This window comes from Brachybacterium equifaecis, from assembly GCF_023509525.1.
GTDB classification, from domain to species: domain Bacteria; phylum Actinomycetota; class Actinomycetes; order Actinomycetales; family Dermabacteraceae; genus Brachybacterium; species Brachybacterium equifaecis.
Genome location: NZ_JAKNCJ010000002.1, coordinates 1 through 23260, shown reverse-complemented (window position 1 = coordinate 23260; position 23260 = coordinate 1). Strand labels below are relative to the sequence as shown.

The following is a 23260-nucleotide window of genomic DNA, read 5'->3' as shown; positions in this document are numbered from 1 at the left end:
GAATGGGCAGCGGACACGGATCGAGGTGCGTGCAACCGTCGGAATGGGCACCGCACACGGATCGAGGTGCGTCGAAGCGTCGGAATCAGACCCGGATTACGACGTGTGCACGCACGTCGATCGGCCGAATGCCGACGCGACCCCGCTCCGCGCGGCCAGGCTCGGCGCGAACCGGTGCCGCGCGACGGCTCGTGGACAGACCCACCCGGTTCGGCGGCCCCCGTGAGTCAGGAGACCCGGCCGGTCCACTTCTCGCCGGGTGCCTGGCCGGGCGGATCGGGGAAGGGGAGAGCCTCGGCGAACGCGAGCTGCAGCGTGCGCAGCCCGTCGCGCAGGGAGCGGGCGTGGTCCCCGCCGATCTCCGGAGAGGCGGCCGTGACCAGGCCCGCGAGGGCGATGATGAGCTTCCGCGCCTCGGCGAGGTCCTGGTAGTGGCCGGTCTGCTCGTCCTCCGCGAGGCCGATCTTCACCGCTGCGGCGCTCATCAGGTGCACGGTGGCGGTGGTGATGATCTCGACCGCGGAGACATCCGCGATGTCGCGCGAGGCGCCGCTGCTGGAATCGTCGAGGTCGCCGAGCTCGGCAGCGGAATCGGCGCCTGCGCGGGGATCCTCGAGCGGGGCCGGCTCCGCGGGGGAGCGGTCGGACAGGGGGTTCTCGTGCACAGGATTCCTTCGCTGGGGGTGCTCGCCAGGGCCTTGACGAGGGGCGACGCACATCACGGGCGGGGCCCGGTGCGCTGCTGGTAGCATAGGGGAAAGGAACATGACGTTCCCCTGCAGGTGAGGGTCCTCGACTCGCATCTGCACAGCTGCCCCACGCACCACCGGGGCGGCTGGATCAAGTGGAGAGCCTCTCCCACCTCGTGGCCGTCGGCCACCGGGTCGTGACCCGCCGGAACCCGTTCCGGCTCGCGTGCTCGCACGCTGTCATTCCGAGGCCTCCACAGGATCTGTGGGGGCCTTCGTCATGAGAAGACATGCCACCGAGGTGAGGAGCCACCATCAGCGAACAGCGCATCAACGGCCAGATCAGAGTCCCCTTCGTTCTTCTGGTCGGCCCGAATGGAGAACAGGTCGGAACGGTCAAGGTCGAGGACGCGCTGCGTCTGGCCGCGGAGGCCGATCTCGACCTGGTGGAGGTCGCCCCCGGCGCTAACCCGCCCGTGTGCCGCCTCATGGACTACGGCAAGTTCAAGTACGAAGCGAACATGAAGGCGCGCGAGTCGCGGAAGAACCAGGTCAACACGGTCCAGAAGGAGATCCGTATGGGCCTGAAGATCGACACGCACGACTTCGAGACCAAGCGCCGCAACGTGGTGAAGTTCCTCCAGGGCGGCGACAAGGTCAAGGTCATGGTGCGCTTCCGCGGTCGCGAGCAGTCCCGGCCGGAGCTCGGCACCCGCCTGCTCGGCCGCATGGCCGAGGAGGTCGCGGAGTTCGGCTTCGTCGAGTCCTACCCGCGCCAGGACGGCCGCACGATGGTGATGGTCCTGGGGCCGACCAAGAAGAAGACCCAGGCTCGCGCCGAGGCCCGCCAGCGCAAGACCGACGAGCAGAAGGCCGACAAGCCGCAGGGGGCAGCCGCCCCCGAGGCCCCTGCCGCCCCCGCTTCACCGGAGACCGCCCCCGCGGCGGCCGCCGATCCCGCCCCCGCCCCCGAGGGCGCAGAGCAGTCCTGATCCGTGGAGCCGCCGTGCAGGCGGCGAAAGGGATCCGATCACGAAGGAGAACAGGCTGATGCCGAAGAACAAGACCCACTCGGGCACCAAGAAGCGCGTCCGCGTCACCGGGTCCGGCAAGCTCATGCGGGAGAAGGCGAACGCTCGCCACCTCCTGGAGCACAAGAGCTCGACCCGCAAGCGCCGTCTGGGCAGCGACACCTCCGTGTCCAAGGCAGACACCAAGAAGGTCAAGCGCCTCCTCGGCCGCTGAGGCCCCTCGCGGGATCTGAGTTCCCGCACATCTGAACTCGAACACCAGCGAAGGAGAATCACGTGGCACGCGTGAAGCGGGCGGTCAACGCCCATAAGAAGCGTCGAGAGGTCCTCGAGCAGGCCAGCGGCTACAGCGGTCAGCGCTCGCGCCTGTACCGCAAGGCCAAGGAGCAGCTGCTCCACTCGGCCACCTACAGCTACCGCGACCGCAAGGCGCGCAAGGGCGACTTCCGTCGTCTCTGGATCCAGCGCATCAACGCTGCCTCCCGCGCCAACGGCATGACGTACAACCGCCTCATCCAGGGCCTCGGCCTCGCGGGTGTGGAGGTCGACCGTCGCATGCTCGCAGAGCTCGCCGTCAACGACGCCGCGGCTTTCGCCGCGCTCGTCCAGGTCGCCAAGAAGGCCCTGCCCGAGGACGTCAACGCCCCCGCGGCCTGATCGACCTCATGAGCAATGCCGAGCGCCCGGATGGCTGGGCGATCACCTCCCCCCGATCTGATCGGGTGCGGATGATCGCCTCGCTGTCCGGGCGCTCTGCACGTCGGAAGCTCGGGATGTTCCGCGCGGAGGGCCCCCAGGCGGTCCGCTCCCTGCTCGAGCACCGCGCCGCCGACGTGCGCGAGCTGTACCTGACCGATGCCGGCACCGCCGCGAACCCGGATCTCCTCGCCCTCGCGGCCGCCGCGGGCCGCCGCATCCGCCGCATTCCTGAGGACGTCCTGCGCGCGATGGTGCGCAGCGGGAACGACGCCCCCGCCGGAGCGACCGGCTCGGGGGCCGACGGGCCCGTCAGCCCCCAGGGCGTCCTCGCCCTCGCCGCGATGCCCGAGCCAGGCCTCGACGATGTCCTCGAAGGCCTTCCGCACGGTCCGCTCACCCTGCTCGTCCTGCACGAGGTGCAGGACCCGGGGAACGTCGGCACCCTGATCCGCGCGGCCGACGCCTCCGGCGCCGCCGCTGTCATCGCCACCGCCGGCACGGCCGACGTCTGGGCGCCGAAGACCGTCCGCTCCGCCGCGGGCAGCCTCTTCCACCTGCCCGTCGTGACGGGGATCGATCCGGAGCGCCTCCTGCCGGCCCTCGCCGAGCACAGCATCTCCGCGCTCGCCACCAGCGGCTATGCCGCGCAGGATCTCTACGACGCGGAGCTGCCGGAGCGCTCGGCCTGGCTGCTCGGCAACGAGGGCCACGGACTGCCCGATGCGGTCCTCCAGGCCGCGGACCTCGCAGTGCGGATCCCGCTGGCCGGCAGCGCGGAATCCCTGAACGTCGCGATCGCCGCGACCGTGTGCCTGTTCGAGACGATGCGCCGCCGCGGCGGGGGCGCCGCCCGGTGAAGCGCGCCCTGCTCGTCCCCCTCCTCCTCCTCGCGCTCGCCATCGCCGCGGCCCTCCTCGGGATCATCGCGACCGGCGCCGCGCAGCCCGGAGCCCTGGTCCCCGTCAGCCCGCTGGTCACCTGGGGCATCCCCGTGCTGCGCGCGCTGCACCACCTGGGCATGCTGCTGGCGATCGGGGCCGGAGGCGTCGCTGTGCTCCTCATGCCCGGCCCCGCGGGCTGCGGGGCCGACGCGGTAGCGCGCCGCTCGCGCGTGCGGACTCTGCAGGGGGGCCGCGGCGCGGTCGTGCGCCTCGGCGCCGCGGGAAGCGCGCTGTGGTCCGCCGCCTCGCTGGCGCTGGTGCCGCTCGGCGCCCTGGAGGCGGCAGGCGCCGGCAGCGGGCTGCCGCTGTGGCCGCTCGCGCTCAGCACGGCCCTCGGCCAGCTGCAGCTCGCGATCGCGGTCCTCGCCGGTCTCGCGGCGCTGTGCATGGCGCTCGCGCGCTCGACGACGCTCGCCTGCTGGGGCCTCGCCTTCGCGGGCATCGGCGCAGGATTCCTGGGCCTCGCCGGACACGCCGGTGCGAGCCTCGAGCACACCAACGCCGTCAACGCCATGGCCGTGCACATCGCCGCCGTCTGCGTGTGGGCCGGCGGACTGCTCGTCATCGGCCTGATGCGCGGAGCGATGGGTGAGGAGGGGGAGACTACGGTCATCCGCCGCTTCTCGCCGTGGGCGCTCGGCGCGGTGATCGCGCTCGCCCTCTCGGGCCTCGTGAGCGCGAGCATCCGCCTGGATTCCCTCGGCGATCTCCTCGCGATCCCCTACGGGCGGATCGTCCTGGCGAAGACGGTGCTGCTGATCGTGCTCGCGGTGATCGGTGCGCTCCAGCGCCGCCGGCTCGGCGATGCCGTGCGCTTCCGCCATCTCGCGCTCACCGAGGGGGTGCTCCTGGCGGTCGTTCTCGGCCTGTCGATCGCCCTCGGCCGCACCGGGCCGCCGGTCGCGCAGGTCATCCCTCCTGAGGGCGAGCTGCGGCTGATCGCACTGGCCGGATACCTCCCGCCCGCGGAGCCGTTCGGCGTCGCCTCGCTGTTCACGCAGTTCCGGCCCGACTGGATGGCGCTCGCGCTCGCGATCGCGATGGCGGGCCTCTACACGGCCGGCGTGGTCCGGCTGCGCCGCCGTGGCGACGCCTGGCCTGCGGTGCGCACCGTGCCCTTCCTCGCGGGCTGCCTCGCCTTCGCGTGGGTGATGAGCGGGGGGCCGGCGGCGTACGGTCTGTTCCGGTTCGACGCGCACATGGTGCAGCACATGGCGATGATGATGATCGTGCCTCCGCTCTGGGTGCTCGGCGCTCCCGTCACGCTCCTGACCCGCGCCGCCGCTCCGCGGACCGACGGCTCGCGCGGTGTGCGCGAGTGGGTGCTCGCTGCTCTGCACTCCCGGTATGCGCGACTGGTCTCGACGCCTCCCGTGGCAGGAATCCTCTTCGCGGGATCGCTCGTGGTCTTCTACTTCACGCCGCTGTTCGAGCTGTCGATGGAGCACCACCTCGGCCACGTGCTGATGACGGCGCACTTCCTGCTGGCGGGCTACCTCTTCGCGTGGGTGCTGATCGGCATCGATCCCGCGACCCACGAGATCAGCCCGGTGCTGAAGCTCATCACGCTGCTGGTCACGCTGAGCTTCCACGCGTTCTTCGGCGTCGCCGTCGTCTCCGCGACCTGGATCATCGCGCAGGACTGGTATCTCGCGCTCGGCCTGCATCCCCTGGAGGAGCTCGCCCTGATCCAGCGCCGCGGCGGCTCGATCATGTGGGGCGTCTCCGAGGTGCCGACGGTCCTCTACGCGCTCGTGCTCGTGGCGCTGTGGACGCGATCCGAGGACCGCCGGGCGCGCCAGTACGACCGCAAGGCCGAGCGCGACGACGACGCCGAGCTCGCCGAGTACAACGCCTACCTGGAGTCGCTGCGCGGCAGGGGATGAGCGCAGGGCACGGGCCCGGTCCTCATCCCCTGCCGCGCAGCGACGGGAGCGCTCAGGCCCAGTCGCCCTCTGCGGTCTGCTTCTCCGCGCCGATCGTCGTGTCCGGGCCGTGGCCGGTGTGCACGACGGTCTCCTCCGGCAGCGTGAACAGGCGCTCGCGGATGGACTGCTCGATCGTCGGCCGATCCGAGAAGGAGCGGCCCGTCGCGCCGGGCCCGCCCTCGAAGAGGGTGTCGCCGCTGAACAGGCAGCCGCGAGCCGGCACGTAGAAGCAGACGGAGCCGGGGGAGTGGCCCGGGGTGGCGATGGTCTCGATGTCCAGCCCGGCGATGGTGAAGACGTCGCCGTCCTCGATGTCGTCGTCCCAGGGCAGGTCGCCGTGCGTGAGCTCCCAGACCTCCTGGTCGGCGGGGTTCAGCAGCACGGGCGCCTCGAGCGCCATGGACAGCTCGGGGGCGAAGCGCACGTGGTCGTCGTGCGCGTGCGTGAGGAGGATGCCGACGCACTCGCGGTCGCCCACGAGCGTCTTCACGGCATCGACGTCGTGCGGGGCGTCGATGACCACGCAGGTGGCGTCATCGCCCAGCACCCAGGCGTTGTTCTCCACCTCGTGGGTCTCGCCGTCGAGGGTGAAGGTGCCCTTCGTGGTGGTGTGGTCGATGCGGGCCTCGGTGCCGGAAGCGCTGTCGGCATGCTCGGCGGGGGCGGGGGACTGGTTCACGGTCATGGGTGCCTCTCTCAGCGGTCGATGCGCACGACGGTGCGCAGCACGGGGCCCTCGTGCAGGGAGTTCAGGGCGTCCTCGACGCCGGCGAGGTCGGTGGTGCCGGTGACGAAGCGCTCCAGCGGCAGCCGGCCCTGCAGGTGCAGGTCGGTGAGGTAGGGGAAGTCGCGCTCCGGCAGGCAGTCCCCGTACCACGAGGACTTCAGCGCCCCGCCGCGCCCGAAGACGTCCAGCAGCGGGAGGGTCAGCTCGACCTCGGGGCGCGGCACTCCGACGAGCACGACGCGCCCTGCGAGGTCGCGGGCGTAGAAGGCGGTCTCGTAGGTGGAGGGGATGCCGACGGCGTCGATGACGACGTCGGCGCCGAAACCTCCGGTGAGCTCCTGGACCTTCTCCACGATCTGCTCGCGCGAGAGGTCCTTGGAGTCGATGGTGTGCGTCGCCCCGAGCTCGGAGGCGGCCTGGAGCTTGTCCTTCTGGATGTCGATGCCGATCACGGTGGTGGCACCGGCGAGCACGGCGCCGGCGATCGCCGCGCAGCCCACTCCGCCCAGGCCGATCACCGCCACGGACTCCCCGCGCTGCACGGCGCCCGTGTTCACGGCGGCGCCGATCCCGGCCATCACCCCGCAGCCGAGCAGCCCCGCGACCTCGGGCGCGGCCTCCTCGGAGACCTTCGTGCACTGCATCTCGTGCACGATCGTCCTCTCGGCGAACGCGCCGATGCCGAGCGCCGGGGTCAGCTCGGTGCCGTCCTCGAGAGTCATCGCGGCCGACGCGTTCGAGGTGTCGAAGCAGTACTCGGGCACGCCCTTGCGGCAGGCGCGGCACTGCCCGCAGACGGCGCGCCAGTTCAGCACCACGAAGTCGCCGACCTTCACGTGCGTGACGGCGTCGCCGACCTGCGCGACGCGGCCCGCCGCTTCGTGGCCGAGCAGGAACGGGAACTCGTCATTGATGCCGCCGTCGCGGTAGGCGAGGTCGGTGTGGCACACCCCGCAGGCCTGGATGTCGACGATGACGTCGCTCGGGCCGGGATCGGGGATGACGATGCGGGCGAGCTCGGCGGGCTCGCCGGCGGCGCGGGCGATGACGCCCTTCACGGTCTGGGGCATGGGCTGCTCCTCGGATTCGGTGCGGGCCCCGCTGCTCGGGCGGCGGCGGGGCCCGCGGTGGCGGTCTGCGCCCAGGGTAGCCGCGGCGCCTGCCCGGACCCCGAGCGGCAGCAGCAGACTCCTCGCCCCAGCGGCCGGTCACGTGCACTCCTGCACGTGGGCGGACGCTGGAGCGACGGTTCTGCTGTGATGCGGGCGACAGCAGCTGACGTGCGCTGTCCCGCGCAGAGGCCCCGGCATGCGGCGGCTCTGCATCTCAGCGGCTCGGGAACGGCGCACCGTGCAGGCCCTCCTAGAATGGGAGGGCCCTGGGCGCTCGCCGCCCTCCCCACCCGGACGAAAGCGATCCCTGTGTCCGAGACGCCCCCTGCTCCCGCCGACGACTCCGCCCCCAGCGCGCTGGACGGACCCGCGATCACCGCGGCCGTGGACGCCGCGCTCGCCGCCATCGCGGCCGCTGCGACCACCGCCGAGCTGAAGACCGTGCGCATCGAGCACACCGGCGACGCCTCGGTCATCTCGACCGCGAACCGCGGGATCAAGGACCTCCCCAAGGAGAGCAAGGCCGAGGCCGGGAAGATCCTCGGCCAGGCGAAGGGCCGCGTCTTCCAGGCGATCACCGCTCGCCAGGAGGAGCTCGCCGCCGCCGAGGAGGAGGCGGCGCTCGGCAGCGAGACCGTCGACGTCACGCTGCCCGTGGCGCGCCGCCCGCGCGGCGCGCGCCACCCGCTGACCACCCTCGCGGACCGGATCTCGGATTTCTTCGTCGGCATGGGCTGGGAGATCGCCGAGGGGCCCGAGGTCGAGGCCGAGTGGTTCAACTTCGATGCCCTGAACGCCGATCCTGATCATCCCTCGCGCTCGTTGCAGGACACCCTGTACGTCGCGCCCGAGGGCTCCGGGATGCTCTTGCGCACCCAGACCTCCCCCGTGCAGATCCGCGCGATGATCGAGCGCGGTGCACCCCTCTACATCGCCTGCCCCGGCACCGTGTACCGGGCCGACGAGATGGACGCGACGCACTCGCCCGTGTTCCACCAGGTCGAGGGCCTCGCGATCGACCGCGGCCTGACCATGGCGCACCTGGTCGGCACGCTGGATGCGTTCGCGCAGCACTTCTTCGGCCCCCAGGTCGTCACGCGCCTGCGCCCGAACCACTTCCCCTTCACCGAGCCCAGCGCCGAGATGGACTTCCGCTGCTTCCGCTGCGAGGCGCGGCTGGGCCTGGACCACGCGCCCGACCCCGACTGCCGGGTCTGCGGGGGCACGGGCTGGATCGAGATGGGCGGCTGCGGCATGGTCCACCCGAACGTGCTGCGCGCGGCGGGCGTGGATCCGGAGGAGCACCAGGGCTTCGCGTTCGGACTCGGCATCGAGCGCATCCTGATGCTGCTCTCCGGCGTCCCCGATATGCACGACATCGTGGAGGGCGACGTCCGCTTCTCCCAGCACTATGGAACGGAGATCTGAGGCATGCCCCGCATTCCCCTGAACTGGCTCGCCGAGCACGTCGAGCTGCCCGCGGGCGCCACCGCCGAGTCGGTCGCGGCCGATCTCGTCTCCGTCGGCTTCGAGGAGGAGGCGATCCACGGCGCGCAGGTCACCGGCCCGCTCGTCGTCGGCCGCGTCCTGGACCTCGTCAAGGAGCCGCAGAAGAACGGCAAGACCATCAACTGGTGCCGCGTGGACGTCGGCCCCGAGCACAACGAGGAGCACGACAGCCCGAAGGATCCCCAGCCGGGCGAGGAGCGTCCGAGCCGCGGGATCATCTGCGGCGCGCACAACTTCGTGCCCGGCGACCTGGTGATCGTCTCGCTGCCCGGCACTGTTCTGCCCGGGCCGTTCCCGATCGCCGCCCGGAAGACCTACGGCCATACGTCCGACGGCATGATCTGCTCCACCGCCGAGGTCGGGCTCGGCGAGGGCGTCGGCGAGGAGACGAAGGGCATCATCGTCGTCGGCAAGGGGACGCTCGAGGGCGTCACCGCCGAGCCCGGCGACGACGCCATCGCGCTGCTCGGCCTCGGCGAGGAGGTCGTCGAGATCAACGTGACCCCGGACCGCGGCTATGCGTTCTCGATGCGCGGAGTCGCCCGGGAGTACTCGCACGCGACCGGCGCCCCCTTCACCGATCCGGCGAGCACGGTCGTCCCCGCAGAGGGCGGCCGCGGCGGGATCCCGGTGCAGCTGAGCGACGATGCCCCCGTGCGCGGCGCCGCCGGGTGCACCCGCTTCGTCGCCGTGGAGGTCCGCGGCGTCGACCCGTCGGCGCCCTCGCCGCGGTGGATGCAGGAGCGGCTGACCCTCGCGGGAATGCGCCCCATCTCCCTGATCGTCGACGTCACGAACTACGTCATGCTCGATCTCGGCCAGCCGCTGCACGCCTACGACAGCCACCAGCTGGTCGCGCCGATCGTGGTGCGCCGGGCCCACGAGGGCGAGATGCTCGAGACCCTCGACGACAAGCCGCGCGCCCTGGACCCGGCCGATCTCGTGATCGCCGACTGCGGCGGCGAGAGCGGCGACCGGGCGATCGGCATCGCGGGCGTCATGGGCGGGGCCTCCACCGAGGTCTCCGAGAAGACCGTGAACGTCATCATCGAGGCCGCGACCTTCGACCCGATCACGATCGCCCGCTCCGCGCGGCGCCACCGCCTGCCCTCGGAGGCCTCCAAGCGCTTCGAGCGCGGGGTGGACCCGCTGCTGCCGCCGATCGCCGCGCGCCGCGCCGCCGAGCTGATCGTCGAGTTCGGCGGCGGCGAGATCGACGAGCGCATCACCGACGAGCGGCTCGAGGGCTTCCCCGCCGCTCCGGCTCCGATCGCCTTCGCCGAGGACGCTGCCGCGCGCGTCGTCGGCATCGAGTACACGGCCCAGGAGGTCCGCGGCAGCCTCGAGATGATCGGCTGCAGCGTCGAGCGCGGCGAAGCGGACGGCGCGCTCCTCGTGACCCCGCCGACCTGGCGGCCGGATCTGCGCATCCGCGAGGATCTGGTGGAGGAGATCGCGCGACTGGTCGGTTACGACCGGATCCCCTCGATCGTGCCCAGCGCTCCCGGCGGCCGGGGTCTCACCCGCGCGCAGCGGGGCCGACGCGCCGCGCGCACCGCTCTCGCCGAGGCGGGACTGGTGGAGGTCACCAGCGCGCCGTGGATCGCCGAGTCGGTGTTCGACGCCCATGCATACGGGGAGGGCGATGAGCGCCGCGCCGCCGTGCGGCTGCGCAACCCCCTCACGGAGGACGAGCCGCTGCTTCGCACCGCGCTCCTCCAGTCGCTCCTGCCCGTCGCGCGACTGAACCTCGCCCGCGGTCAGGAGTCCGTCGCGGTGTTCCAGCTCGCCTCGGTCTACCTGCCGCGCGAGGCGGGGCAGGGAGCTCCTGTGCCCGCAGCTGCCGCGCTGCCGAGCGCTGAGGAGCTCGCGCAGATCGATGCGGCGCTGCCTGCGCAGCCGCAGCGTCTGGCTGCGGTGCTCGGCGGGGCCAGCGGCCCCGCGTCGTGGCGCGGCCAGGCCGAGCCGTGGGGCTGGGCCGACGCGATCGACCTCGCCCATCGCGCAGCCGCTGCGACGGGCGCGCAGATCGAGGTCTCCGCCAGCGAGCACGCCCCCTTCCACCCTGGTCGCGGCGCCGCCCTGCACGTCGTGGGGGAGAACGGCGAGCGCGAGCTCGTCGGCCACGCGGGCGAGCTGCATCCGCGGGTCGTGAAGCAGCTGGGTCTGCCTGCCCGCACGAGCGCGCTGGAGGTGGATGTCGATCGCCTGATCGCGGCTGCTCCGGCAGTCGTGCGCGCAGAGGCGGTGCCGACCTTCCCCCTGGCGAAGGAGGACTTCGCCTTCGTGGTGGACGAGTCCGTCCCGGCGTCGGCCGTGGAGGCGGCGATCGTGGTCGGCATCGGGGACGTGCTCGAGAGCGTGCACCTGTTCGACGTCTTCACCGGCGAGCAGGTCGGCGAGGGGAAGAAATCCCTCGCCTTCGCGGTGCGGCTGCGCTCGGCCGAGGGGACGCTCTCGGCGAAGGACATCGCCGCCGCGCGCGAGCGCTGCATCGCGGCCGTGGATGCGGCGGTCGGGGGAGTGCTGCGCGCCTGAGGGCACGGAGCTGCGCGGTGCCCGCGCCGCGCGCACACGAGGAGGGGGCCCTGCCGCATGGCAGGGCCCCCTCTTCGTTCCGGTCCGCACGGCAGGCTCAGCCCTGCCGTGCAGCCGCGCTCACTGGGTGTTCACGACCAGTCCGATGTGCGTGTAGAAGTTCATCGCACCGAACAGCAGGAAGATCACGCCGGTGATCAGCCAGATCCATCCGGCGGCCTTCGCGGCGCCCCCGGAGGTCGCGGCAGTGCCGGCGGGTGTCGGCGCCGCGAGCTGGCGCACAGCGAAGGGGAACAGCAGCGCGCCGACGCCCACCAGCCCGAACACGAGGGACAGCGCCCACGCCTCGAGCCACGGGTAGTCCGCGAAGGCGCCGGAGATCGGCTCCTGCGGGGGAGCGGCGAAGAACTGGTAGACGATGCCGGCGAACATGATGCCGAGCAGCGCGAGCCCGAGACCCGCGATGAGCACGGACAGCGGCCTCGCCGCGCGGGCGACCATGCGCACAGGCTGGGCGGAGCCGGTGATCCGATCCCCGCGGCGCCACAGGTAGAGCGCGAGCGCTCCCATCAGGACGCCGAACGCGAGGCTCGGCTCCCCGAAGATGATGTTGTCGAAGGCGAAGCCGCCTGCGGCGAGCGGCCACGTGAGGGTCATGTGCAGCCCCGTGACGCTGAGGATGAGGCCGAGGACGCCGAAGGTCAGGGCCCAGCCGTCCGTGCTGAGGCCGTCCTCGACCGGGGCGATCTCGCCCCGCGGCCCCGCCTCGACGTCGGCGGCCCCGGCGACGGGGCGCGATGCCAGCGCGGACTGCTGGCGCATCAGATCGCGCGCGAACATGACCAGGGCGATCAGTCCGGCCCCTGCGACCAGCGACATGATGGTGTTGTACGTGGGCATGCTCGCCCAGTCGATCATTCCCGGCGTCTTCTCGCCGGTGAAGAAGTCTTTCACCACTGCTCCTGTTGTGTACGGATTATTCATCTGACCAGGGCTGATGCCCTGTCCTGCCACTGTAGGCACCTCTTTCGGGCGCCGCGGGGAGCGAGTGGCGGAGGCCACCGCCCCCAAGGTGCGTGCATATGCATGGGCCTGTATAGTTCTGCGCATGAGTGAGATCGCGACCTTCCCTGCCGCCGCCGAGGCCACGCGCCTGCGGGCCGCGGTCGTCGGCGCCTCCGGCTACGCGGGCGGGGAGACGCTGCGACTGCTGTCGGCGCACCCGGGGATCGACGTCGCGACCGTCACCGGCCACTCGAGCGCCGGTCGTCCGCTCGCCGAGGTCGCTCCCCACGTGGACGTCCCGGGCTCCCTCCTCCTGGAGGAGACCACGGCCGACAATCTCGCCGGCCACGACGTCGTCGTGCTCGCACTGCCGCACGGGGAGTCGGGCCGGATCGCCGCGGAGCTCGAGAGCCTCGATCCCGCCGCGCTGATCGTCGATCTCGGCGCCGACCACCGCCTCGAGCGCGCGCAGGACTGGGCCGACTACTACGGCACGGAGCACTCGGGGACGTGGACCTACGGCATGCCCGAGCTCCCGCTCCTCGGCGCCGGCCAGGAGGGCCCGGAGCGCCAGCGCGATCTCCTGCGCTCGGCGCGTCGCATCGCCGTGCCCGGCTGCAACGCGACCGCCGTGACCTTCGCACTGGTCTCGCTGCTGCGGGCCGGGCTGATCGACCCCTCGGCCCTCAGCGCCGTGCTGCCGGTCGGCTACTCGGGCGCGGGCCGCACCGCGAAGCAGCATCTGCTGTTCTCCGAGGCCGCCGGAGGAGCCGCGCCCTACGGCGTCGGCGGAACGCACCGGCACATCCCCGAGATCCTGCAGAACGTGCGCCGGGCGAGCGGCATCGAGGATGCGCGCCTCACCTTCACCCCCGTGCTCGTGCCGATGAGCCGCGGCATCCTCGCGGTGCTCACCACCCCTGCCGCTCCCGACGTCACCGAGGACGACCTCCTCGGCGCGCTGCTCGCGGACTACGACGGCGAGCACTTCGTGCAGGTCCTGCCGCCCGGGCAGTTCCCCTCGACCCAGCAGGTCACGGGCGCGAACACGGTGCGCATCGGCGCGACCGTCGATCGCCGCTCCGGCCAGGTCACGGTGATCAGCGCGATCGACAACCTCGTGAAGGGGACCGCGGGCGCAGCCGTGCAGTCGATGAACCTCGCCCTCGGCCTCCCCGAGGGCCTCGGCCTCACCCGCACGGCGCTCGCCCCCTGACCGTCTCCGCTCCGCCCGCAGCCCGCACCTGAACCTCCGGGAGAACCCATGTCCGTCACCGCCCCGAAGGGCTTCCGCGCCGCCGGCGTCACCGCTGGTCTGAAGGCCAGCGGCGCCCCCGATCTCGCTCTCGTCCTGAACGACGGGCCGCTCGACGTCGCCGCCGCGGTCTTCACCGCGAACCGCGTCCAGGCCGCGCCCGTGCAGTGGTCCCGCCAGGCGGTCGCCGACGGCCGCGCCCGTGCGGTCATCCTGAACTCGGGCGGGGCGAACGCCTGCACCGGCCCCGAGGGGTTCCTCGATTCCCATCGCACCGCCGAGCACGTCGCCGACCTGCTGGAGCTCTCCGCGCAGGACGTCCTGGTCTGCTCGACGGGCCTGATCGGCGAGCGCCTGCCGATGCCGACGCTCCTCGCCGGAGCCGACGCCGCCGCGCAGCAGCTCGCGGCCGGGGAGACCGCCGGGGCAGGCGCCGCTCGCGCCATCATGACCACCGACACGGTGCCGAAGACCGCCCAGGTCACCACCGCCTCGGGGATCACCGTCGGCGGGATGGCCAAGGGCGCGGGGATGCTCGCCCCGCAGCTCGCCACGATGCTCGTCGTCCTCACCACCGACGCCGACGTCACCGCAGGTGCCGCGCAGTCCGCGCTGCGCGCCGCGACCGCGACGACGTTCGACCGCGTCGACTCCGATGCCTGCATGTCCACCAACGACACCGTCATCCTGCTGGCCTCCGGGTCGAGCGGCATCGCCCCCGCGCCCGGCGAGCTCGAAGAGGCCGTGCGGGACGTGTCGGCACGGCTCGCCCGACAGCTCGTCGCCGACGCCGAGGGCGCGAGCCACGACGTCCACGTCCTCGTGCGCTCTGCGAGCACCGAGCAGGCGGCGCTCGCCGTTGCCCGCGAGATCGCCCGCAGCAATCTGGTGAAGGCCGCGATCTTCGGCAACGACCCCAACTGGGGGCGCATCGTCGCGGCCGCCGGCTGCGTGCCCGAGTCCGTCGCCCCCTTCGACCCCGCGGACCTCGCGGTCACCATCAACGGCGTGCAGGTGTGCCGCGGGGGAGGCCTCGGCGAGGACCGCTCTGCGGTCGACATGACCCCGCGCGAGACTCTCATCGAGGTCGATCTCGGCGCGGGCGGCGCCAGCGGGGACATCTGGACCAACGACCTCACGCACGACTACGTCGAAGAGAACAGCGCCTACTCCTCATGAGCATCTCCAAGAACCCGCTCGCCGAGCTGACCGCCGAGCAGGCCGACGCCCGCGAGAAGTCCGAGATCCTGATCGAGGCGCTGCCGTGGATGCAGCGCTTCGCCGGGAAGATCGTCGTGGTCAAGTACGGCGGCAACGCGATGATCGACGAGCGCCTGCGCCGCGCCTTCGCCGCCGACATGGTCTTCATGCGCGCCGCCGGCATCCATGTGGTCGTCGCGCACGGCGGCGGGCCGCAGATCAACGAGATGCTGCAGCGCGTCGGCATCGCCTCCGAGTTCCGCGCGGGCCTGCGCGTGACCGACGAGGCCACGATGGAGATCGTGCGGATGGTGCTGGTCGGCAAGGTCGGGCGCGAGCTCGTCGGCCTCATCAACGAGCACGGACCGTTCGCGATCGGGATGTCGGGGGAGGACGCGCGGCTGTTCTCGGCGCGCCGCCGCGCCGCACAGGTCGACGGCCAGGACGTCGACCTCGGGCACGTGGGCGCGGTGACCGACGTGCGCCCCGGCTCGATCCGCGACCTGCTGGAGGCCGGCCGGATCCCCGTCGTCTCCTCGATCGCCCCCGAGATCGATGAGGACGGCAGGCCCACGGGAGCGGTCCTCAACATCAACGCGGATCTCGCCGCCGCGGCCCTCGCCGCGGGTCTCGACGCCGAGAAGCTCGTGATGCTGACCGACGTCGAGGGGCTCTACCGCGACTGGCCCGACCGCTCCTCACTCATCCCCGACATCCCCGCCGCAGAGCTGCGCGCGATGCTGCCGGGGCTCACCGAGGGCATGATCCCCAAGGCCGAGTCGCTCCTGGACGCGGTCGACGCGGGCGTGCGCACCGCCGCGATGATCGACGGGCGCATCGAGCACGCCGTGCTCCTGGAGGTCTTCACCGACAAGGGCGTGGGCACGATGGTGCGGAGGGACGACTATGTCTGAGAAGGACGCGATGACCCAGCAGGATCCAGAAGATCAGCAGGACCAGCAGGACGCTCTCGCCTACGGGGGCCGCTACACGCGCTCCCTGATCCAGGTGTTCGGGGCCCCTCAGCGCGTGCTCGTGCGCGGGGAGGGCTGCCGCGTGTGGGACGACCAGGGCCGCGAGTACCTCGACCTCCTCGGCGGGATCGCCGTGAACGCTCTCGGCCACGCGCACCCGGATCTGGTGGCGGCGCTGTCCAAGCAGGCGGTGTCCCTCGCCCACGTCTCGAACTTCTTCGCGACACCCGCGCAGATCGAGCTGGCCGAGACGCTGCTGCGCCTGGCGCAGGCTCCCGAGGGATCGGGCGTGTTCTTCACGAACTCGGGCACGGAGTCCAACGAGGCGGCGTTCAAGATGGCGCGCCGCACGGGACGCCCGCGAGTCCTCGCGCTCGAGCAGGCCTTCCACGGCCGCACGATGGGCGCGCTCGCTCTCACGCACAAGGAGGCCTACCGGGCGCCCTTCGAGCCGCTGCCCGGCGGCGTCGAGTTCCTCGCCCCCGGTGACATCCCGGCGCTCGAGGCCGCCCTCGCTCCGGGCGATGTCGCCGCGCTGTTCCTCGAGCCCATCCAGGGCGAGGCAGGAGTGCAGCCGCTCGGCGAGGAGTACCTGCGCGCGGCGCGGCGCCTCACCCGCGAGCACGGCACTCTGCTGGTGCTCGACGAGGTGCAGACCGGCGTCGGCCGCACGGGGGAGTGGTTCCGCCACCAGGCGATCCCCGATCTCCAGCCCGACGTGATGACCCTTGCCAAGGGCCTCGGCGGCGGCTTCCCGATCGGCGCGGTGATCGCCTTCGGCGAGCCCGCCGCGACGCTGCTGGAGGCAGGCCAGCACGGCACGACCTTCGGCGGCAACCCCCTCGGGGCCGCGACCGCGCTCGCCGTGCTCGGCACGATCGAAGAGGACGGGCTGCTCGCGCGCACCCGTGCCCGCGGCGCGCAGATCGAGGCCGGCATCACCGCGCTCGCCGCCGAGGATGAGCGCGTGGAGGGCGTGCGCGGAGCGGGCCTGCTGCAGGGCATCGCGCTCGCCGCTCCGATCGCGCCGCAGGTCGTCACGGCGGCGCTCGAGGCCGGGTTCATCGTGAACGCGGCGAACCCTCGCACCATCCGTCTCGCCCCGCCGCTGATCATCTCTGCCGAGGAGATCGACACGTTCCTCGCGGCCCTGCCCGCTCTGCTCGACCGCGCCGAGGAGCTCTCGGCGCAGAAGGAGTCCTGAGATGCCCCGCCATTTCCTGCGCGATGACGACCTGACCCCCGCGGAGCAGAAGGAGGTCCTCGAGCTCGCCGCGGCGCTGCGCGAGGACCGCTTCGCCCGTCGGCCCTTCGAGGGGCCCCGCACGGTCGCTGTCATCTTCGACAAGGCCTCCACCCGCACCCGCGTCTCCTTCGCCACCGGGATCGCCGAGCTCGGCGGGAGCCCGCTCGTGCTCGATGCGGCCACCAGCCAGATGGGCCGCGGCGAGTCGATCGCCGACACCACCGGCGTGCTGACCCGCCAGGTCTCCACGATCGTGTGGCGCACCTTCGGCCAGGAGCGCATCGAGGAGATGGCGCAGCATGCGAGCGTCCCGGTGATCAACGCGCTGACCGACGAGTTCCACCCCTGCCAGATCCTCGCCGACCTCCAGACGATCGCCCAGCACACCGGCGGATTCTCGAAGGGCGATGCGGCGCTCGCCGGACGCACCCTCGCCTACCTCGGCGACGGCGCGAACAACATGGCCCACTCCTACCTGCTGGGCGGGGCGACCGCCGGGATGGATGTGCGCATCGCCGCCCCGGCCGGTCGCCAGCCGGATCCGCAGATCCTCGCCGATGCCGCGCGCATCGCGGAGCGCACGGGCGGGGCCGTCAGCGTCACCGAGGATCCCGCGGCGGCCGTGGCAGGGGCCGATGCGGTCATCACCGACACCTGGGTCTCGATGGGCCAGGAGGGCGAGTCCGGTCGCGACGCCGCCGTGTTCGGCCCGTTCGCCGTGACCGAGGACCTGATGGAGCGCGCCGGCAGCGGCGAGCGGCCCGCGATCTTCCTGCACTGCCTCCCGGCCTACCGGGGCAAGGAGGTGGAGGCCGCGGTCATCGATGGGCCAGCCTCGGTGGTGTGGGACGAGGCGGAGAACCGCCTCCACGCGCAGAAGGCGCTGATGACCTGGCTCATCGATCACCCCGATGACGCCACCGCCGCGCATGCGCGCCCCCTCGCAGCGTCGCCTTCGCAGGGGGAGGGCCGATGAGCGCCGACGCCCTCGGCGCCGTCGCGTCCTTCGTGCCGACGGTCGCGCAGTCCAAGACGGCCCGCCAGCAGCGGATCATCGAGCTGCTCACCGACCAGGAGGTCGCCTCCCAGGCCCAGCTCGCCGAGCTGCTCCTGGCCAGCGGGATCGAGGTCACCCAGGCGACGCTCTCGCGGGACCTCGTCGAGCTGCGCGCCGAGAAGGTGCGCGGCAGCGGCGGCGGACTCGTCTACCAGGTGCCCGCGGACGGCGCCGAGCCCGGTCAGCGCCATGCCGTGAGCGCCGAGCACATGGAGGCGCGCCTCCCGCGCCTGATCGAGGAGCTGCTGGCGTCGGCCGTCGCAGCGGATAACCTCGTGGTGGTGCGCACCCCTCCGGGCGCGGCGCAGTTCCTCGCCTCGGCCATCGACCGCAGCTCGCTGACCGACGTGCTCGGCACGATCGCGGGGGACGACACGATCCTGCTGATCACCCGCAGCGCCGACTCGGCCGCCGAGCTCGTCCGCCGTCTCCTGGGCTACGCCCAGAACCGTCGCGCGGGCGCCCCCGCCTCCGACTGACGTCCCGATTCCCCAGACCATCGCAGAACCCGCTTGAAGGAGCATCACCCGTGACTGAACGCATCGTCCTCGCCTACTCGGGCGGCCTCGACACCTCCGTCGCCATCGGCTGGATCCACGACGCCACCGGCGCCGAGGTCATCGCCTGTGCCGTCGACGTCGGCCAGGGAGGCGAGGACCTCGAGGTCATCCGCCAGCGCGCCCTCGACTGCGGCGCCGTGGAGGCCTATGTGGCGGACGCCCGCGACGAGTTCGCCGAGGAGTACTGCATGCCGGCGCTCAAGGCGAACGCGCTGTACATGGACGCCTACCCCGTCGTCTCGGCGATCTCCCGCCCCGTCATCACCAAGCACCTGGTGCGCGCCGCGAAGAAGCACGGCGCGACCACCGTCGCCCACGGGTGCACCGGCAAGGGCAACGACCAGGTGCGCTTCGAGGTCTCGATCACCTCGCTCGCCCCGGAGCTCAAGTGCATCGCGCCGGTGCGCGACCTCGCCCTGACCCGCGACCGCGCGATCGAGTACGCCGAGCGGCACAACCTGCCCATCGCGACGACGAAGCACAACCCGTTCTCGATCGACCAGAATGTGTGGGGCCGCGCCATCGAGACCGGCTTCCTCGAGGACATCTGGAACGAGCCCACCAAGGACGTCTTCAGCTACACCGACGATCCCGCGTTCCCGCCGGTGGCCGACGAGGTCATCATCTCCTTCGCGCAGGGCATCCCCGTCGCGATCGACGGCCGCACCGTCACGCCCCTGCAGGCGATCCAGGAGCTGAACGTGCGCGCCGGCAAGCAGGGCATCGGCCGGATCGACATCGTCGAGGACCGCCTCGTGGGCATCAAGTCGCGCGAGGTCTACGAGGCTCCCGGCGCGATGGTGCTCATCACCGCCCACCAGGAGCTCGAGCGCGTGACCCTGGAGCGCGAGCAGAGCCGGTTCAAGCGCAGCGTCTCGGACCGCTGGACCGAGCTGGTCTACGACGGCCAGTGGTTCTCCCCGCTGAAGAAGTCGCTGGACGCCTTCATCGAGGACACCCAGCGCTACGTCTCCGGCGACATCCGCATGGTGCTGCACGGCGGCCGGGCGACCGTCACGGGCCGCCGCTCGGAGACGGGCCTGTACGACTACGGCATGGCCACCTACGACGAGGGCGACCAGTTCGACCAGTCCCAGGCCAAGGGCTTCATCGAAATCTACGGACTGGCCGCGAAGCAGGCCGCCGCTCGCGACGTCGCCCAGGGCAACGCCGAGGACCTCGCGGTGGAGCCGGCCGGATCGGACCAGGCGTGAGCGAGAAGGCTGCACGTCTGAGCCTGTGGGGCGGGCGCTTCGCGTCGGGCCCGGCGCCCGCCCTCGCGGCGCTGTCGGACTCCACGCACTTCGACTGGCGGCTCGCTCCCTACGACATCCGCGGCTCGAAGGCGCATGCCAACGTGCTGCACCGCGCGGGTCTGCTGGATGATGCGCAGCTCGCCGGGATGCAGGAGGCGCTGGATGCGCTCGCGCGCGACGTCGCCTCCGGGGACTTCGCGGCAGACCCGTCCGACGAGGACGTCCACACCGCTCTCGAGCGCGGCCTCATCGAGCGGGCGGGCGCGGATCTGGGCGGCCGACTGCGCGCCGGCCGCTCGCGCAACGACCAGATCGCCACCCTGATCCGCCTGTTCGTGCGGGACGAGGCCCGGCGCCTGGGCGCGATGATCCTCGATCTGGTCGATGTGCTGCAGACCCGCGCGGTCGAGGTGCACGGGGCGGCCATGCCCGGCCGCACCCATCTGCAGCACGCCCAGCCGGTGCTCCTGAGCCACCACCTGCTCGCGCACGCCTGGCCGCTCCTGCGGGATGTGGAGCGCCTGCAGGACCTCGACGCGCGCGCCGCGATCTCGCCGTACGGCTCCGGCGCGCTCGCCGGCTCCTCCCTCGGCCTCGATCCGGAGGCCGTCGCCGAGGAGCTCGGGTTCACCGGCAGCGTGTGGAACTCGATCGACGGCACCGCCTCGCGCGATATCGCCGCGGAGTTCGCCTTCGTGCTCGCAATGACCGCGATCGACCTCTCGCGCCTGAGCGAGGAGATCATCCTGTGGAACACGAAGGAGTTCTCGTTCATCCGCCTGGATGACGGCTACTCCACGGGCTCCTCGATCATGCCGCAGAAGAAGAACCCGGACATCCCCGAGCTCACGCGCGGGAAGACGGGGCGGATCATCGGCGACCTCACCGGGCTGCTCGCGACGCTGAAGGCGCTGCCGCTGGCGTACAACCGCGATCTGCAGGAGGACAAGGAGCCGATCTTCGACCAGGTCGACTCCCTCGCCCTCGTGCTGCCGGCGTTCACCGGGATGATGGCGACGCTCACCTTCAACACCGAGCGGATGGCGGAGCTCGCCCCGCAGGGCTTCTCCCTCGCCACCGACATCGCCGACTGGCTCGTCCGCAGCGGCGTGCCGTTCCGCGAAGCCCACGAGATCTCGGGGGCGTGCGTGGCGAAGGCCGAGGAGCAGGACAAGGAGCTGTGGGATCTCACCGACGCGGAGCTCTCCGGGATCTCCGCGCACCTGGACCCCGCAGTCCGCGAAGTGCTGAGCGTGGAGGGCTCGATCGACTCGCGCGATGCCAAGGGCGGAACGGCCGGGCCTCGCGTCGCCGAGCAGGAGCTCGAGGTCCTGCGCCGCAGCGGCGAGCTGCGACAGTTCACCGGCGCGGGAGCGCACGGGGGCTGAGCGGCCTCTGCGCGCGGACAGCAGGGCGGGGCCCGTCGGCGGAATTTCGCGCGACGGGCCCCGCTGCGACTGACACAATGGAACGGCGGATCCGCACGGGACCCGCAGCACCTCGGCCGGGCCGAGGAGAGGAGAAGGCTTCGATGCAGACCATCCTGGACGAGCTCGACTGGCGCGGGCTCGTGGTGCAGACGACCGGGCGCGAGGCGCTCGGCACGGCTCTCGCGGATGGCCCCGTCAGCCTCTATTGCGGATTCGACCCGACCGCGTCCTCGCTCCACGTCGGCCACCTCACCCAGGTCCTGACGATGCGCCGCTTCCAGCTCGCCGGGCACAAGCCCTTCGCCCTGGTGGGCGGAGCGACCGGTCTCATCGGCGATCCGCGGATGTCGGGCGAGCGCGTGCTGAACGACGAGAGCGTGATCGCCGGCTGGGTGGAGTCCCTGCGCGGCCAGATCTCCCGCTTCCTCGACCTCGAGGGCGAGCACGGCGTGCAGATGGTCAACAACCTCGACTGGATCGGGCAGATGAGCGCGCTGCACTTCCTGCGCGACATCGGCAAGCACTACCGCATGGGCACCATGCTCGCGAAGGAGACCGTCGCCCGGCGCCTCGCGAGCGATGAGGGCATCAGCTACACCGAGTTCAGCTACCAGATCCTCCAGGGACTGGACTACCTCGAGCTGCACCGCCGCCATGGCGTGACCCTGCAGTACGGGGGCAACGACCAGTGGGGGAACCTCCTGTCCGGGGTGGATCTGATCCACAAGGTCGAAGGGCATGACGCCCACGCGCTCACCACTCCCCTGGTCACCAAGGCCGACGGCACCAAGTTCGGCAAGAGCGAGGGCGGGGCCGTGTGGCTCGATCCCGAGCTCACGAGCCCGTATGCCTTCCACCAGTTCTGGCTGAACGCCGCCGATGCCGACGTCATGAACTACCTGCGCTTCTTCACCTTCCGCGATCGCGACGAGCTCGCGCAGCTGGAGGAGGCGACGCTCGCCGAGCCCCATCGCCGCGCGGCCCAGAAGCTCCTGGCCGATGACATGACCACGCTCGTGCATGGGCAGGTGGCGACCGACCAGGCCGCCGCCGCGGCCGCGGTCCTGTTCGGCAAGGGGGATGTGCGCGCCCTCGACGAGCAGACGGTGCGGGCGCTCGCCGCGGAGCTGACGACGGTGGATGCGGCTCCCGCGACCTCGATCGCCGATGCCTTCGTGGCGAGCGGCGTGCTGACCTCGAAGAGCGCTGTGCGCCGGGCCGGTGCGGAGGGCTCGCTCAGCGTGAACGGCGAGGAGATCGATGCCGACGGCGCCGAGGCCGCCCTCGAGTCGCTCGCGCTGCTGCCGGGTCGGCACGTGCTGCTGCGCCGAGGCCGGAAGGCTGCGGCGATGGTGCGGGTCGGATCCTGATCGCGAGTGCGCATGGGACCGGGCGAGCCGCGCTCTGAGTCACGGCCGAGGATCCGTGTCTCCGAGCTCCCCGCTCCGATGGGCCTCTTCTCCTCCGCTCGCGCGGAAGGGGGAGGGGCCCATCGCTGCACCCGGCGGAGTGTGCGGCTGAGCTGCGGGGGAGGAGTCGGCGGTGGCGCACTGCAGGCACCGATCTCGGGCGCAGGAGGAGAACGGACGCACCGGGGTGAAGGAGGGCAGATCCCCGCACCGGCCATGTGACCCCGCGCGCATCTGCGGGTCACACGCCATGGAATATTGGATGAACCGCGAGCCGCATAGCCCCCTGACCTGCAGTGATGCCCCCTAATGAGGGTTACCAGGGGGTGAACGGCGGGTTTGACGGGGGGTTCGGGGGGCCCGTAATGTTTTCTCTGTCGCCGGGTGAGCCGAGCGGAACGAGGGAAGGCCTGCTGGCCGGATCGAGTGCCGCGGAAGTGCCCAGGACGACGAACTGAAAATTCAAGTGCTGTGTGTCAGATGCTGACCTGATCGGGATGTGACGCAGAGCACGGATCGTGGAGTTGCAAGTGCCGCGGGGATCTACTAGAGTAGCTTCTCGTGCCGGAGCGACGAAGTGATTCGCTCGGAACGGGTTTCGGCCTGGATCCGGTGCAGTGCCCCTGAGCGGTTGCCATTGTGGTGGCGTGAGGGTGTGCGCGTGCTGTTTGAAATCTCAATAGCGTGTCAATTT

The 23260-nt window shown here is 71.7% G+C and carries 20 protein-coding genes; 16 read left to right on the top strand and 4 right to left on the bottom strand.

Annotated elements, in window-relative coordinates:
* Positions 1 to 227 precede the first annotated feature (227 nt).
* Positions 228 to 665, bottom strand: coding sequence for a DUF1844 domain-containing protein (locus tag Bequi_RS04540; protein WP_430623093.1), 438 nt, complete (start codon positions 663 to 665; stop codon positions 228 to 230).
* Between the two features lie 338 nt (positions 666 to 1003).
* Between Bequi_RS04540 and infC the strand changes: the two genes are divergently transcribed.
* The 5 genes from infC to Bequi_RS04515 all read left to right on the top strand — a co-directional run bounded on the left by infC (position 1004) and on the right by Bequi_RS04515 (position 5246).
* Positions 1004 to 1681, top strand: a complete 678-nt coding sequence (gene infC, locus Bequi_RS04535) for a translation initiation factor IF-3 (RefSeq protein WP_249737385.1) — start codon at positions 1004 to 1006, stop codon at positions 1679 to 1681.
* A 58-nt stretch (positions 1682 to 1739) separates the two neighbouring features.
* Positions 1740 to 1934, top strand: coding sequence for a 50S ribosomal protein L35 (gene rpmI, locus Bequi_RS04530; RefSeq protein WP_249736785.1), 195 nt, complete (start codon positions 1740 to 1742; stop codon positions 1932 to 1934).
* 62 nt (positions 1935 to 1996) lie between these two features.
* Complete coding sequence (rplT, locus tag Bequi_RS04525) at positions 1997 to 2377, top strand: 50S ribosomal protein L20 (protein WP_249736784.1); 381 nt, start codon at positions 1997 to 1999, stop codon at positions 2375 to 2377.
* Between the two features lie 8 nt (positions 2378 to 2385).
* Positions 2386 to 3276, top strand: a complete 891-nt coding sequence (locus Bequi_RS04520) for a TrmH family RNA methyltransferase (RefSeq protein WP_249736783.1) — start codon at positions 2386 to 2388, stop codon at positions 3274 to 3276.
* Positions 3273 to 5246: a bifunctional copper resistance protein CopD/cytochrome c oxidase assembly protein gene (locus Bequi_RS04515; RefSeq protein ID WP_249736782.1), complete on the top strand. Its 1974-nt coding sequence runs from the start codon at positions 3273 to 3275 to the stop codon at positions 5244 to 5246. The genes Bequi_RS04520 and Bequi_RS04515 overlap by 4 nt, the downstream gene beginning before the upstream one ends.
* A 52-nt stretch (positions 5247 to 5298) precedes the next feature.
* Here Bequi_RS04515 and Bequi_RS04510 read toward each other — a convergent pair whose 3' ends face one another.
* Together Bequi_RS04510 and Bequi_RS04505 are read right to left on the bottom strand one after the other, a co-directional pair.
* Positions 5299 to 5973, bottom strand: coding sequence for an MBL fold metallo-hydrolase (locus Bequi_RS04510; protein ID WP_249736781.1), 675 nt, complete (start codon positions 5971 to 5973; stop codon positions 5299 to 5301).
* Between the two features lie 11 nt (positions 5974 to 5984).
* Positions 5985 to 7085 (bottom strand): S-(hydroxymethyl)mycothiol dehydrogenase, encoded by a 1101-nt coding sequence (locus Bequi_RS04505; protein WP_249736780.1) that lies wholly within the window; start codon positions 7083 to 7085, stop codon positions 5985 to 5987.
* A gap of 351 nt (positions 7086 to 7436) precedes the next feature.
* Here Bequi_RS04505 and pheS point away from each other — a divergent pair, with 351 nt between their 5' ends.
* Positions 7437 to 8555, top strand: a complete 1119-nt coding sequence (gene pheS / locus Bequi_RS04500) for a phenylalanine--tRNA ligase subunit alpha (RefSeq protein WP_249736779.1) — start codon at positions 7437 to 7439, stop codon at positions 8553 to 8555.
* A gap of 3 nt (positions 8556 to 8558) precedes the next feature.
* A complete protein-coding gene (pheT, locus tag Bequi_RS04495) occupies positions 8559 to 11174 on the top strand; it encodes a phenylalanine--tRNA ligase subunit beta (RefSeq protein WP_249736778.1) in 2616 nt (871 codons plus the stop codon).
* Between the two features lie 120 nt (positions 11175 to 11294).
* Here the strand turns inward: pheT and Bequi_RS04490 are convergent, their stop codons facing one another.
* The gene (locus Bequi_RS04490) at positions 11295 to 12128 is read right to left on the bottom strand and encodes a DUF981 family protein (RefSeq protein WP_249736777.1); all 834 of its coding nucleotides are present in this window, start codon (positions 12126 to 12128) and stop codon (positions 11295 to 11297) included.
* A gap of 154 nt (positions 12129 to 12282) precedes the next feature.
* Between Bequi_RS04490 and argC the strand changes: the two genes are divergently transcribed.
* From argC to tyrS, 9 genes are all read left to right on the top strand, one after another.
* Positions 12283 to 13395 (top strand): N-acetyl-gamma-glutamyl-phosphate reductase, encoded by a 1113-nt coding sequence (gene argC / locus Bequi_RS04485; protein ID WP_249736776.1) that lies wholly within the window; start codon positions 12283 to 12285, stop codon positions 13393 to 13395.
* Positions 13396 to 13443: 48 nt separating this feature from the next.
* Positions 13444 to 14613: a bifunctional glutamate N-acetyltransferase/amino-acid acetyltransferase ArgJ gene (argJ, locus tag Bequi_RS04480; RefSeq protein ID WP_249736775.1), complete on the top strand. Its 1170-nt coding sequence runs from the start codon at positions 13444 to 13446 to the stop codon at positions 14611 to 14613.
* Positions 14610 to 15548: an acetylglutamate kinase gene (argB, locus tag Bequi_RS04475; protein ID WP_249736774.1), complete on the top strand. Its 939-nt coding sequence runs from the start codon at positions 14610 to 14612 to the stop codon at positions 15546 to 15548. The genes argJ and argB overlap by 4 nt, the downstream gene beginning before the upstream one ends.
* Positions 15541 to 16812, top strand: a complete 1272-nt coding sequence (locus Bequi_RS04470; protein WP_430623092.1) for an acetylornithine transaminase — start codon at positions 15541 to 15543, stop codon at positions 16810 to 16812. Before argB ends, Bequi_RS04470 begins: the two co-directional genes overlap by 8 nt.
* Before the next feature lies 1 nt (position 16813).
* Positions 16814 to 17830 carry an ornithine carbamoyltransferase gene (gene argF, locus Bequi_RS04465; RefSeq protein WP_249736773.1) on the top strand — a complete coding sequence of 339 codons (1017 nt, stop codon included), beginning with the start codon at positions 16814 to 16816 and terminating at the stop codon, positions 17828 to 17830.
* A complete protein-coding gene (locus Bequi_RS04460; RefSeq protein ID WP_249736772.1) occupies positions 17827 to 18390 on the top strand; it encodes an arginine repressor in 564 nt (187 codons plus the stop codon). The genes argF and Bequi_RS04460 overlap by 4 nt, the downstream gene beginning before the upstream one ends.
* A gap of 50 nt (positions 18391 to 18440) precedes the next feature.
* Positions 18441 to 19685, top strand: coding sequence for an argininosuccinate synthase (locus Bequi_RS04455; RefSeq protein WP_249736771.1), 1245 nt, complete (start codon positions 18441 to 18443; stop codon positions 19683 to 19685).
* Entirely contained in the window at positions 19682 to 21115 is a 1434-nt protein-coding gene (argH, locus tag Bequi_RS04450) for an argininosuccinate lyase (protein WP_249736770.1), read from the top strand. The genes Bequi_RS04455 and argH overlap by 4 nt, the downstream gene beginning before the upstream one ends.
* 143 nt (positions 21116 to 21258) lie before the next feature.
* Entirely contained in the window at positions 21259 to 22527 is a 1269-nt protein-coding gene (gene tyrS / locus Bequi_RS04445; protein ID WP_249736769.1) for a tyrosine--tRNA ligase, read from the top strand.
* Positions 22528 to 23260: the final 733 nt, after the last annotated feature.